Source organism: Massilia sp. MP_M2, from assembly GCF_039123635.1.
In the GTDB taxonomy this organism is placed as follows: domain Bacteria; phylum Pseudomonadota; class Gammaproteobacteria; order Burkholderiales; family Burkholderiaceae_D; genus Telluria.
In genome coordinates this window covers 949,148-960,933 of record NZ_JBCHJF010000001.1, presented here as the reverse complement: position 1 = coordinate 960,933, position 11,786 = coordinate 949,148, and the positions used below count along the sequence as shown (strand labels likewise).

The window sequence follows — 11,786 nt, the reverse complement described above, 5'->3', positions numbered from 1 at the left end:
ATATTACTTGATCGAGAAACGAACGCTGACAGTCTTCTTGTCGGCGAACGTGACCGCTGCGACGGCTTTGCTGCCGGCCGCAAGCTTTGGGTCACCCTTGACCACCAGCGTGTTGTTGCCGCCGGCCGCAAGTGGCAGTTCGGTCTTTTCGGTCCCTTTCAGGACGGTCAACGTGCCGGTGGCACCGGCGGTTGGCAGGTCCTTGCCATGGTCGTCGACGTAGATGGTCGCGGCGCCATTCTTGGCCACCAGCTCGAACGACAGGTCGCCCGCGCTCTGCACGATGCCGCCATGCTTGGCTTTCGCGCCATGCGCATGGACGTTACCCGACAGGATGACACTGGCCGTGAGGGCCGCTACTGCAAAGATACTTTTCATTGTTTGCTCCAGAAAACGCTGGCGGCTCGGGATGGGCGCCGCCATATGGCCCATGTCAATCACATCATGTCGCCACGGTCGTCAGCCAGCAAGCGCTCCAGCGGTCGCCGGCCGACCTTCCAGAAGATGAGCGGTGTCAGCAGCGAATCGAGCAGCGTGGAACTGATCAATCCGCCAAAGATGACGACGGCAACCGGGTGCAGGATTTCCTTGCCCGGCGCATCGGCCGCCAGCAGCAGCGGCGTCAGGGCAAACGCCGCCACCAGCGCCGTCATCATCACGGGCGTGAGGCGCTCGATCGAGCCGCGCACGATCATCGGCCAGCCAAACTGCTCACCCTCGAACTTGCACAGATTGATGTAATGGCTGACCTTGAGGATGCCATTGCGGGTGGCGATGCCGGCCAGGGTGATGAAGCCGACCATCGATGCCACCGACAGCGAGACGCCCGCGATCCACATGGCGATGACGCTGCCCACCAGCGCAAACGGGATATTGCCCATGATGACGAGGGCCAGCGTGGTCGACCGGTAGCGTGAATACAGCACCAGGAAGATCAGCACCAGCGACGCCAGCGACAGGCCGGCGATCAGTTGCTGGGCCTGTTCCTGCGCCTGGAACTGCCCTTCGACGCTGATGAAATAGCCGCCCGGGAGCGTACTGGCGGCCACCGCCTGGCGCACGTCGCCGATTACCCGCGCCATATCGGCGCCATCGGTATTGGCGTAGACGACGATGCGGCGCCGGCCGTTTTCACGCCCGATCTGGTTCGGCCCGTCGCCTTCCTCGACCGTTGCCACTGCAGACAACGGAATCGGTCCTGCCGGCGCTGTCAGCATGATCCGCGCCAGATCCTGGGGTGTGCGGTCGGCGTCCGACAGGCGCACGACCAGATCGAAGCGGCGCGGACCATCGATGACCTGGGTCACGCGCGTGCCTTCGGCCAGTGCCTGCAAGGCCTGCAGCACATCGCCCGCCGCCAGGCCGTACTGGGCCGCCTTGCGGTAGTCGATCCGTACCTTGATCTGCGGGATCAAGACCTGCCGCTCCACCGACAGGTCGACCAGTCCCGGCACGCTCGCCAGACGCGTGCGCAGGGTCTCCGCCAGGCCCCGGAGCGTGTCGATGTCGTCGCCGTAGATCTTGAGCGCCACCTGCGCGCGCACGCCGGAGAGCAGGTGGTCGAGCCGGTGCGAAATCGGCTGGCCGATCGCCACCGAGGCGGGGATCACGGCGAGCTGGTTGCGCATGCTCGCCATGATCTCTTCGCGGCTGCGTCCGGATGGTTTGAGATCGACGTCGATCTCGGACGAATGCACGCCTTCCGCATGCTCGTCCAGTTCAGCGCGCCCGGTACGGCGCCCGACCCGGGTTACTTCCGGCACCTGGGCGATCAGGGTTTCGGCCAGCGCGCCCATGCGGTTGGCTTCGGCCAGCGAGGTCCCGGGCGTGAAGGTCATCCCCATGACCAGCGAGCCCTCGTTGAAGGCCGGCAGGAATGCGCGCGGGAAGAACGGCACCGAGGCCGCCGCCGCAAGCACGGCGACGAGCGCCAGCGACAGCAGCATGCGGGTGCGCGGCAGCGACCAGTGCAGCGCCGCTGTGTCCCACTGCTTCATGCGGCGCACGACCGGGCTGTCGCCACGATGCAGGCGCTTCATGCGTGGCAGCAGGTAATACGCAAGGGCGGGCGTGACGGTCATCGACACCAGCATCGATGCCAAAATCGACGTGATGTAGGCGATGCCCAGGGGCGCGAACAGGCGGCCTTCGATGCCGGGCAGCGCGAACAGCGGCACGAACACGAGCACGACGATGACGGTGGCGTAGACGATGCCCGAGCGTACTTCGACCGAGGCGTGCCAGATCACGTCCAGTACCGACTGGCCCGACTCGCTGCGCTGCTTTAACCTGCGCACGATGTTTTCCACGTCGACCACCGCGTCGTCCACCAGTTCGCCGATGGCGATCGCCAGGCCGCCCAGCGTCATCACGTTGATGGACTGGCCCAGCAGGTGAAACGCCAGCGCCGTGACGGCCAGCGACAGCGGAATGGCGACCAGCGAAATGATCGTGGTGCGCACGCTGAGCAAGAAGGCGAACAGCACGATGGCGACCAGGATCGCCCCGTCGCGCAGCGCTTCGACGACATTGCCGATCGACGCGTCGATGAAATTGGCTTGCCTGAACAGGACCACCGGCGGCGCGATGCCGGCCGGCAGTCCCTGCTTGAGCTCGGCCAGCGCCGTCTCGATGGCCTGCGTCAGCTTGACCGTGTCACCTGCGGGCTGCTTCTGGATGCTCACGATCACGGCCGGCTTGCCGTTCAGGCCCGCGTCACCGCGCTTGAAGGCGGCCGCATAGGTGACGTTGGCGACCTGTTCGAGCAGGACCGGCGCGCCATTGCGGTACGCGACAGCCAGGCCTTTCATGTCCTCCAGGCGGTTGGTACGGCCCAGGTTGCGGATCAGGTATTCGCGATTGTTCAGGTCGACGAAGCCGCCGCTGGTGTTGGCGGCAAACCCGCGCAATGCGTCAGTGACCTGCGCGAGCGAGACACCGAATTGCGCCATGCGCGCCGTGTCCGGCTCAACGCGCAACTGGCGCACCTCGCCGCCGATCGGAATCACCTGCGACACGCCCGGGATCGACAGCAGGCGAGGGCGCAGCACAAAATCGGCGTACTCGCGCGCCTTCATTGGATCGGTTTTGCCGGTGTCGATCGGCAGCGCGATCAGCATGATTTCGCCCATGATCGAGGACACCGGCCCCATCACGGGCGAGATCGAACCAGGTAGCTGCTCCTTGACGAGCGTGATGCGCTCGGAGACGAGTTGCCGGTTGCGATAGACATCGGTACCCCAGTCGAACTCGGCATAGACGATCGACAGGCCGACGCCCGACACCGAGCGCACGCGTGTCACGCCAGGCATCCCGTTGAGCGCCGTCTCGATCGGGAACGACACGAGCTGCTCGACTTCTTCGGGCGCCATGCCGCCGGCTTCGCTCAAGACCGTGACCACCGGCTTGTTCAGGTCGGGGAACACATCGACCGGCGTGCGCGCTGCGGTCATCGCGCCGTAGATCATCAATAGAAGGGCGGCCGCCAGGACAAACAGGCGGTTGTGCAGGCTGAAACGGACAATGGCATTGAACATCGCCGCTCACCTGATCTGGTTGATCAGGGAGGTCCCGCTGATCACCACCCTGTTGTCGGGACTGAGCCCCTTTGTCACGATGACGGTGCGTGCGTCGAGCACCGTGGTCTCGACCGGCAAGGCAATGAAGCGCTGGGCGCCGGACTTGATCCAGACCACCGTCTCATTGGCCGGATTGCGCGCCAGTGCGGCCGCCGGTAACGCAATGCCCTTGATCGTCGTGTCGAGTTTGGCCAGGACCGTCACCGGCTGCCCCAGCGCCAGGTCGAGCGCGGCGCCGCGTGCGCGGAAACTGATCGGTACGGCGCCATCGCGCAAGCTCAGTGAACCCCCGAGCAGCGTCAGTTCGGCATCCGGGGCGTCGACCAGCGTCGCGCCGCGGATCTTGCGTGCGATCGATGCGTCGGTCGTCAAGGCCTCGATCACCATGCGCTGCGGATCGACGATCTCGAACAGGATGTCGCGCGACTCGACGATCTGGCCGGTCAGCACCGCAGCACTGGCGATGACGCCGCTGGCCGGCGCAACGATCGCTTGCGTGCCGTTGATCGAGTTGGCGACGGCGCGCTCCTGGCCGATGGTGCTGTTCAGTTCTGCGTGTGCGGCTTCGATCTCCCTGGCAGGCACCACGCCTTCCAGCAAGGCCAGGCGCTGCACCCGCTTTTCGAGCAGGGTGCGGCTGGCACGCAGCGCGGCCAGCTGCGCCGCCTGGTTGCCACGCTCGATGGCCGCGCCGACAGGGCGCAGTCGCGCCAGCAGCTGGCCCTTGACGACACGCTGACCGGCGACCGGCAGGCCCTGCGGTCCGGGCGCGATCTGGCCGGCGAACGGGGCTTGCACGCGGCCGCCGGCATTCGGGTCGATGGCGACGCGCCCGTTGAGCGTCACGCTGCGCGCGAACGTGCCTTCCTTGACCATCAGCGTGCGCACGCCCATGCGGCGCTGCGCGAGCTTCGGCACGTTGACGCTGCCATCGGGCAAGCGCGCCAGTCCACCGACGGACTGGCTTGCCCCGCCGTCAAGATGCTCGCCGTTCGGACCATGCGCGCCTGGCGCGGCCAGGGGGGACGTGGCCCAGGCGGCGGCGATGATGCCGCCGATGATGCCGGCAAGAGCACGGTGAGAAATCGTCATGTCAGGCTCCCTTGCGTTGGCGGCGACGGCGCGCCAGGAAGACCGCGGCCACGGCAACGAGCACCACGGCGGCAGCTGCCACCAGCCACCAGCGGCGGCCTGCGGCATGTTCATGGTCGTGATCATCGGCCGGCGCGGCGACTGTCAGCACGCCTTCCAGCAAGTCACTTTCGTCCCCAGCGACCAGCGTAAACAGCAGCGGGTGGGCGCCCGGTGTCGAGATCGCGGCCAGGAAGGCCGGATCGTCGACCGCGTAGTCGCCCTGGTCGGCGTGGAAGGTTGCCTTTGCCTTCAGTTGCTTGTACTGGACCTCGAGCGCGCCGTTCAAGACCGGCTCGTTGGTCTCGTAACGATCGATCATGATCGACAGCTCGCCACCGGACAGGTGGCCAAGCAGCTCGAAGGATTCGGTGAATGTTTCGATGCGCGGCACCGACGCGATGGCGCCGGTGGCCGTTGCCTGGCCATCCAGGTGCTCGCCGTTGGGGCCGTGGGCGCCGGGGCTGGCACAGGCGGACGACATGACCAGCATGGCGATCAGCAGCAGATACAGGTGTTTCATGGAAGGATTCCCAAAGCTTGGTTGAGGGAGGCATGCGCCAGGCCGAGCGCAACGCGTTGCTGCGCCACGGCGACGTCGGCCTCGTGTGTCAGGGCATGCGAGCGCAGCAGGTCTGCAAGGCCACGTTCGCCATGCTGGAACGCCTTGGCAAACAGCGCCGTGTGTTCATGCAGCGCGACCGCGCGTGCGTTGGCGGTGGCAAGGGCAAGGCGGGCGTTCGACAGGCGCTCCCGCGCGACCTCGATGTCGGCGGTGGCGCTCGCTTGTACCTGCGCTGCTTCGGCCGCCGCTGTCGCGATGACGGTGTGGGCCTGCGCTTCGATGCTGCGATTGCGTCCTGCGCTACCGAACGGGATCTGCAGGGCGACGCCGATGCTGCGCACGGGTTCGCGCAGGGCCCGCTCATCTTCGCGTCGCACCGACAGGGCCACCGTCGGCGGGGCTGCGCGGCTCGCTTCAGCCAGGCGCAGTGACGCCCGTGCACGCCCCTCGGACGCCTGCGCAGCCTGCAGCCTCGGATTGGCAGGCGCATCGGTGTCGTGGAGCTGCTCCGGTTCGAGCGCGGGCAGCTCGGGCAGGCCCGTCAGGACCTGATAGCGCGCCAGCGCGTCGGCGGCGGCGGTGCGCGCATGCAAGACCTGGACCCTGGCGGCGAGCACTTCCTGCTCTGCCAGCAGAGCGTCGCTACGGGCCAGGTCGCCCGCGGTGACGCGCCGTTGCACTTCTTCGGCAAGTTGCTCCAGATGCTGCGCATGGCCCTGTCGTTCATCGAGCATGACCCTGGCCGCAGCCGCTTCCCACAGGCGAGCGCGCACCAGGCCGGCAATCTCGAGGCGCGTGGCGCCGATGTGGGCGGCCACTTCTTCGGTGCTGCGCTCGGCGAGCGCTTCGCGCGCCCGCTTCTGGTGCGGCAGCCAGATCGAGGTCGACACCGACAGGTCGGATTCACGCTGATCGCGTCCGGAAGCGCCGGTGTCATTACGCTGCGCCAGTCCGAGGATCGGATTGGCGGCCAGCCAGGACCCGGCCAGGCCGCGGGCCGCGGCGGCTTCATCCTGCCGCGCTTCCAGGGTCCGTGCAGTGGGGGCACGTTGCCAGGCGCTGTCGACGGCTTGTTTCAGGGTGGTGCCGATCAAGATCGGCATCGGCGCCGTCAGCGGCGTTGCCGGTGCTGCGCCTGCCACGCATTGAAGCGCGAGGCCGGCACCGGCAATGTAAAGCGACACGCGAATCATGCGCATGTGTTCTCCATCGAGTGATAGTGACGATCACCGAGGGCGGGCACACCAGCGCGACAGGCGTCGCGCCGTTATCTTGCGATCATGCGTGCAGCGGCCCCCCGGCAGCTTGGCCGGGGGCGGGGGAAGGCGGTCTTGACGGACCGTCGAGGAACGGCTCGGGAACCCACTGGGTCACATGCGAAACGAGCTTCGAGACCAGCGGTGCTGGCGCGACGGGTAACTGCGGCAGGCCAAAGCCTGCGCTCTGGGGCGGTGACGTATGGTCTTGCGCGTGGTCGCGCGACGCATCGGAATCGTCGTAGTGGATGCTTCCGTCGTCGGCGTGGTGGTGGTGGGAAATACCCTGGTCATGTTCAAGCGCATGCGCCAGCGACGCTGCATTGCCGGTCGACGGCACGCCGCCCTGCATGGCGAAGCCATACAGGGGCAGGCACAGCAGCAAGAGGATGTGAAGAATCCGACGCAAGGCAATCACCAGTGGGTTTCGCAAAATTATAGCAGCAGGATTGCCGCGCATCTGCGTCGGGACGACTTGGTCGCAATATGTTCACGGCAGCAACAACAGCTGCCGCGCAGCGTGCCAGCGCAGCAGTGCTTGCGTCTTCGCACGCAGCCCCGGATAGACGAACGTCAGGTACAGCGTCAGCGTGAAGCAGAGCAGCAGCCCGGCCATCCACATGAAGACAGGCGCGGCGCCGCGCCACAACAATGCAGCGCAGAACGCGAGCGGCACCGCCAGCAGCAGTGCGGCCACTGCGCGCAGCAGGGCAGAGCGGCGCAGCAGATGGCCGGCCATCCCGATGACGAAGAAGGCGCACGCGCCAAGCACGAGGCACGCCAGTATTGCCGCCGCCTTGCCCGCGTCCGGCGTCATGGCGCCGGCCGGCAGCACGATCGCCGGCGCGACGAGCACCAGCATGCCGGCGGCAAGGCACAGCAGCCGCAGGATCGTCATGGCGATTCCGTGTGCAGCAAAATTGACAGGGGTGGTGTTCTGGCTCATACGAGATCGATTGCAAGATTCAGCCAGCACGGCAGGGCGATAAAGATAGCATACAGGCAATATTGGGATCGTCATAGATGTCTTTGGGGCGCGACAGATTTGTCCTTGTTTTGCCGTGAATGCGTCCTCCAAATGTAGCGCGCGCGCGGTCGCACATGACAGATGTCACCCCATATCGGTGGCAAGTGCGCCTGTCGGCCGACCCGCATGATCGACATACTGATCTCACACCAACCCGTGAGGAAACCATGTCCACCATCGTTGCAGAAGCGGCACTTGCGGCCGCCGGTCTGTCCATCTCCTGCCTGGCGCTGGGCGCCGCCACCCTGGTCCAGGACGTGCGCGTCTTCGACGGCAAGGCCGTGCACGAACGGCGCTCGGTGCTGTTCGACGATGTGCGCGTCGTCGATGCCGATTTTCGCGGACCGGTCCCGGCAGGCGCACGCATCGTCAAGGGCGCCGGGCGCACGCTGCTGCCCGGCCTGATCGACGCCCACACCCACGCCTTCAGGCAGCTCGACCTGCCGGTGCTGTTTGGCGTGACGACCCAGATCGACATGTTCAGCGCCGTGCCGGTCATGCAGGAAGCCAGGCGCAGCATGGCTGCAGGCCGGCATGCGGGCCAGGCCGACCTGTTCTCGGCCGGTATCCTGGCCACCGCGGCGGGCGGCCACGGCACCCAGTTCGGCGTGCCGATCCCGACCCTCGGCAGCCCTGGCGAAGCGCAGGCCTTTGTCGATGCCCGCATTGCCGAAGGCTCGGACTTCATCAAGATCGTGCTGGAAGCGGGCGGGCACGGCGCCGGCAACATGCATTCACTGGACATCGCGACCGCCACCGCGCTGATCGAGGCGGCGCACCGGCGCGGCAAGCTGGCCGTGGTCCATGTCAGTACCGAACACGATGCCCGCGCCGCGCTTGAGGCGGGCGCCGACGCGCTGGTCCATTTGTTCCTGGGCGCGGTGCCCGAGGCCAGCGCGGTCGACAGCCTGGCCAAACTGGCCAAACGCAAGAATGTCTTCGTGATCCCGACCTTCACCGTGATGGAAAGCATGGCCGGCGTGCGCAGCGACGACTTGCTGGGCGATGCGGACCTGGCGGCGCTGGTCGAACGCGAGGGCGCGGCGACGCTCAAGGCGCGCTACGGCCAGCAGGCGCGGCCCGAACTGCTGGCGATGCCGAAGGCCGTCACGGCGGCATTGGCCAGGGCGGGCGTGCCGATCCTGGCCGGCACCGATGCCGGCAATGCGGGCACGCTGTACGGCATCAGCATGCACCGTGAACTGGCCGCGCTGGTCGAAGCCGGCTTGAGCCCCACCGCCGCGCTGACCGCCGCCACGAGCGCGCCGGCGGCCGCCTTCAGGCTGGGCCAGCGCGGCTGCGTGGCCAAGGGCTGCAAGGCCGACCTGCTGCTGGTCGAGGGCGACCCGACACGCGACATCACCGCCACGCGCCGCATCGTCGAGGTGTGGAAGGACGGGCAAAGCGCGAACGCTCTGCGCGACGCCAAGCGGCAACTGGTTGCGCAAGAGCAGAGCGGATCGACACGCCAGGGCTTGCCGGCCGACGGACGCATCAGCCAGTTCAGCGCGGCGCGACTCGGCAGCCCGTTCGGCAGTGGCTGGATGCCGTCGACCGACCAGTACGCCGGTGGCAAGTCGACCGTCAAGCTCGACGTGTTGCCGGCGTTGGCCGACGGGCAGATCCCGCTGGCGGTGCAGGCCAGCGTCGCGCCCGGCCTGCCGTATGCGTGGTCGAGCGTCGCGTTCATGCCCGGTGCGCAGCCGATGCAGCCGGCCGACCTGAGCGCGGCCAGGGTCTTGCGCTTCAAGGTGCGCGGCGACGGCAAGACTTATCAGGTGATGATGATGGGCGCCGCCAATAGCCGGCCGATCAGCGTGCCATTTGTCGCCGGCAAGGAGTGGGAAGACATCAGCATGCCGCTGTCGGCCTTTGCCGGCATCGATCCGGCGGCGGTTGCCATGCTAGCATTCAGTGCCGGACCACAGCCGGGCGAGTACCGCTTCGAACTCGCCGACGTGCGCCTGCTGGCGCAATGACCATCACGGAGTGAGCATGACGATGACCTTCAGGCAGATGCTGGCGCAACCGTGGATGCCGGCCGACTACGGCAAGCTGCAATACATGTGGCTGCTGTCGCTGGGCTACCTGTTCTGGAAGTTTTACTATGTGGCGCCCGGCGTGCTCGAGGCGGTGCTGCTGGCGCTGACCATCATCCTGTTCGTGCCGCTGTACTGCGCCAGCTTCTGGCCACGTGGCTGGCGCGTGGGCGTCTGCGTGGTGGTCACCTGCCTGATCGGCGCAGCCTGGGCGCGCTTCAATCCCGGCGCCGCCTGCTTCTTCATCTTCGCCTGCGCCATGTGCGCCCGCATTCCCAGCGCGGCGCGGGCCGTGGGCGCGATGCTGGCCGTGATCGCCGGCGGCGCGCTCGTTGCCATGCTGATTCCGCAGATGCGGATGGTGTTCCTGATGCCGATCCTGATGGCCGGCGTGCCGGTCGGCCTGTCGTGCATCATGGATGCCCGGCTGCGCGCATCGCGCACGCTATTGATGCGCAAGCAAGAAGAGGTCGAGCACATGGCGCGCATCGCCGAGCGCGAACGCATTTCGCGCGATCTGCACGATCTGCTTGGCCACTCGCTGTCGATGATCGCGCTGAAGGCCGAACTGGCGCGCAAGCTGGCGCGGCGCGACCTGGCTGCCTGCGAGCGCGAAATCGCCGACATCGAAACCAATGCGCGCGAAGCGCTGGCCGAGGTGCGCGCCGCCGTGACCGGCTATCGCCACAGCGGCCTGGTGCAGGCGCTGGCCAGCGCCCGCGCCAGCCTGCTCGCGGCCGACGTGATCCTCGACGAGCGCATCGAGCGCATCGACCTGGCGCCGGCGGCGGAACACGTGGTGGCGCTGGCCGTGCGCGAAGCGGTGACGAATATCGTGCGCCATGCCGGCGCGTCGCACTGCACCTTGAGCCTGGTGCAAGTGCAGCAGGATGGCCGGGCGCACGCCGTGCTGCGTGTGCTCGACGATGGCAAGCTGCGCAGCATCGATGGTCTGCAGCATGGTAATGGCCTGGCCGGTATGCGCGAGCGGGTGGCAGCGCTGGGCGGGCGCTTGTCGCTGCAGGCCGGCGCCGGTCTGGCGCTCGAACTGCACGTGCCGGCAGGAGCATCGGCATGATCCGCATCCTGATCGCCGAAGACCAGGCGCTGGTGCTGGGCGCGCTCAGCGCGCTGCTGCGGCTCGAGCCCGATTTTGATGTGGTGGGCGGCGCCGCCGACGGACGCGCAGCGCTGGCGCTGTGCGAGCGCCTGGTGCCGGACATCGTGCTGACCGATATCGAGATGCCGCACATGACGGGCCTCGAACTGGCGCAGGGGCTCGCACAGCGCAAGCTGGCCTGCCGCGTCGTAGTGGTGACCACGTTTGCGCGCAGCGGCTACCTGCGCCGCGCGATGGAAGCCGGCGTGCGCGGCTATCTGCTGAAAGACGCGCCGGTCGACGCGCTGGCCGCCGCAATCCGCATCGTGCACGACGGTGGCCGCGCGATTGCGCCCGAACTGGCGCTCGAGAGCTGGAGCAGCGGCAGCGATCCGCTGACCGAGCGCGAACGGCAGGTTTTGCGACTGGCAGGCGAAGGACGCAGCAGCGGCGAGATCGCGCGCCAGGTGCATCTGTCGGAAGGCACGGTGCGCAACTACCTGTCCGAAGCGATCAGCAAGCTGGGGGCCGGCAACCGCGTCGAAGCCTACCGGTTGGCGCGCGATGCCGGCTGGTTGTAGTCGTCGGCGTTGCGGCGCGGCCGGCTCAGCTGGTTCCAGGCGACCGTCTTATTGGCGCGCCGGGGCGGCGCGGGTGGCTGCGGCACGTGCATCAGCGGATAGATGAAACTGCAGTAGAGCAGGATCGTGTGGACCAGGAAGAACGTGCACAGGTACACCATCAGCATATTGCTGCCATGCCAGATGACGATGCCGCTGGCGCCGAAGGGCACCATCAGCAGCAGCGCCGCGAACGAGCGCAGCATGGCGTCGCGCCCCATCCGATGGCCGGCCATCGCCACCAGGAAAAACCCGCCCGAACCCAGCGCCACGCCCACCAGCACGATGTACGGCTCAAGCCAGTCCGGGATGCCGTGCGCCGTCGAGGCCAGCAGCGCGGCCGGCAGCAGGATGGCGAACACGCCGGCAGCCATGCTCAGGAGCCGCAGCACGCGCATTTCGCGCCCGCGAAAGACGGGGCGTGCGGTACGCGTGATCGGGGTGGGGGTCATGGTGCGAATGAGCGGGATG

At 67.3% G+C, this 11,786-nt stretch carries 11 protein-coding genes; 3 read left to right on the top strand and 8 right to left on the bottom strand.

Features of this window, described 5'->3' with window-relative positions; genetic code table 11:
- Positions 1–3: 3 nt before the first annotated feature.
- The 7 genes from RCH14_RS04320 to RCH14_RS04290 all read right to left on the bottom strand — a co-directional run bounded on the left by RCH14_RS04320 (position 4) and on the right by RCH14_RS04290 (position 7,428).
- On the bottom strand, positions 4–378 hold the full coding sequence (locus RCH14_RS04320; RefSeq protein ID WP_343024911.1) for a hypothetical protein: 375 nt from the start codon (positions 376–378) through the stop codon (positions 4–6).
- Positions 379–437: 59 nt separating this feature from the next.
- On the bottom strand, positions 438–3,536 hold the full coding sequence (locus tag RCH14_RS04315) for an efflux RND transporter permease subunit (protein ID WP_343024910.1): 3,099 nt from the start codon (positions 3,534–3,536) through the stop codon (positions 438–440).
- 6 nt (positions 3,537–3,542) lie between these two features.
- Positions 3,543–4,670, bottom strand: coding sequence for an HlyD family efflux transporter periplasmic adaptor subunit (locus RCH14_RS04310; RefSeq protein ID WP_343024909.1), 1,128 nt, complete (start codon positions 4,668–4,670; stop codon positions 3,543–3,545).
- Between the two features lies 1 nt (position 4,671).
- Positions 4,672–5,232 carry a hypothetical protein gene (locus RCH14_RS04305; protein ID WP_343024908.1) on the bottom strand — a complete coding sequence of 187 codons (561 nt, stop codon included), beginning with the start codon at positions 5,230–5,232 and terminating at the stop codon, positions 4,672–4,674.
- Entirely contained in the window at positions 5,229–6,473 is a 1,245-nt protein-coding gene (locus RCH14_RS04300; RefSeq protein ID WP_343024907.1) for a TolC family protein, read from the bottom strand. Before RCH14_RS04300 ends, RCH14_RS04305 begins: the two co-directional genes overlap by 4 nt.
- Positions 6,474–6,552: 79 nt before the next feature.
- Entirely contained in the window at positions 6,553–6,939 is a 387-nt protein-coding gene (locus tag RCH14_RS04295; RefSeq protein ID WP_343024906.1) for a hypothetical protein, read from the bottom strand.
- An 81-nt stretch (positions 6,940–7,020) separates the two neighbouring features.
- Positions 7,021–7,428: a hypothetical protein gene (locus RCH14_RS04290; protein ID WP_343024905.1), complete on the bottom strand. Its 408-nt coding sequence runs from the start codon at positions 7,426–7,428 to the stop codon at positions 7,021–7,023.
- A gap of 296 nt (positions 7,429–7,724) precedes the next feature.
- Between RCH14_RS04290 and RCH14_RS04285 the strand changes: the two genes are divergently transcribed.
- From RCH14_RS04285 to RCH14_RS04275, 3 genes are read left to right on the top strand one after another with little or no spacing between them, the layout of a single operon-like run.
- Positions 7,725–9,536: a CIA30 family protein gene (locus RCH14_RS04285; RefSeq protein WP_343024904.1), complete on the top strand. Its 1,812-nt coding sequence runs from the start codon at positions 7,725–7,727 to the stop codon at positions 9,534–9,536.
- A gap of 16 nt (positions 9,537–9,552) precedes the next feature.
- The gene (locus RCH14_RS04280; protein WP_343024903.1) at positions 9,553–10,674 is read left to right on the top strand and encodes a sensor histidine kinase; all 1,122 of its coding nucleotides are present in this window, start codon (positions 9,553–9,555) and stop codon (positions 10,672–10,674) included.
- A complete protein-coding gene (locus tag RCH14_RS04275) occupies positions 10,671–11,276 on the top strand; it encodes a response regulator transcription factor (protein ID WP_343024902.1) in 606 nt (201 codons plus the stop codon). Before RCH14_RS04280 ends, RCH14_RS04275 begins: the two co-directional genes overlap by 4 nt.
- Here the strand turns inward: RCH14_RS04275 and RCH14_RS04270 are convergent.
- Positions 11,243–11,767 (bottom strand): hypothetical protein, encoded by a 525-nt coding sequence (locus RCH14_RS04270; RefSeq protein ID WP_343024901.1) that lies wholly within the window; start codon positions 11,765–11,767, stop codon positions 11,243–11,245. The two genes, RCH14_RS04275 and RCH14_RS04270, sit on opposite strands and share 34 nt — an antisense overlap.
- Positions 11,768–11,786 lie beyond the last annotated feature (19 nt).

Excerpts from the sequence above, each read along its gene's own strand:
- RCH14_RS04320 (WP_343024911.1), bottom strand. The coding sequence starts at position 378 with ATGAAAAGTATCTTTGCAGTAGCGGCCCTCACGGCCAGTGTCATCCTG.
- RCH14_RS04315 (WP_343024910.1), bottom strand. The coding sequence starts at position 3,536 with ATGTTCAATGCCATTGTCCGTTTCAGCCTGCACAACCGCCTGTTTGTC.
- RCH14_RS04310 (WP_343024909.1), bottom strand. The coding sequence starts at position 4,670 with ATGACGATTTCTCACCGTGCTCTTGCCGGCATCATCGGCGGCATCATC.
- RCH14_RS04305 (WP_343024908.1), bottom strand. The coding sequence starts at position 5,232 with ATGAAACACCTGTATCTGCTGCTGATCGCCATGCTGGTCATGTCGTCC.
- RCH14_RS04300 (WP_343024907.1), bottom strand. The coding sequence starts at position 6,473 with ATGCGCATGATTCGCGTGTCGCTTTACATTGCCGGTGCCGGCCTCGCG.
- RCH14_RS04290 (WP_343024905.1), bottom strand. The coding sequence starts at position 7,428 with ATGACGATCCTGCGGCTGCTGTGCCTTGCCGCCGGCATGCTGGTGCTC.
- RCH14_RS04285 (WP_343024904.1), top strand. The coding sequence starts at position 7,725 with ATGTCCACCATCGTTGCAGAAGCGGCACTTGCGGCCGCCGGTCTGTCC.
- RCH14_RS04280 (WP_343024903.1), top strand. The coding sequence starts at position 9,553 with ATGACGATGACCTTCAGGCAGATGCTGGCGCAACCGTGGATGCCGGCC.
- RCH14_RS04275 (WP_343024902.1), top strand. The coding sequence starts at position 10,671 with ATGATCCGCATCCTGATCGCCGAAGACCAGGCGCTGGTGCTGGGCGCG.
- RCH14_RS04270 (WP_343024901.1), bottom strand. The coding sequence starts at position 11,767 with ATGACCCCCACCCCGATCACGCGTACCGCACGCCCCGTCTTTCGCGGG.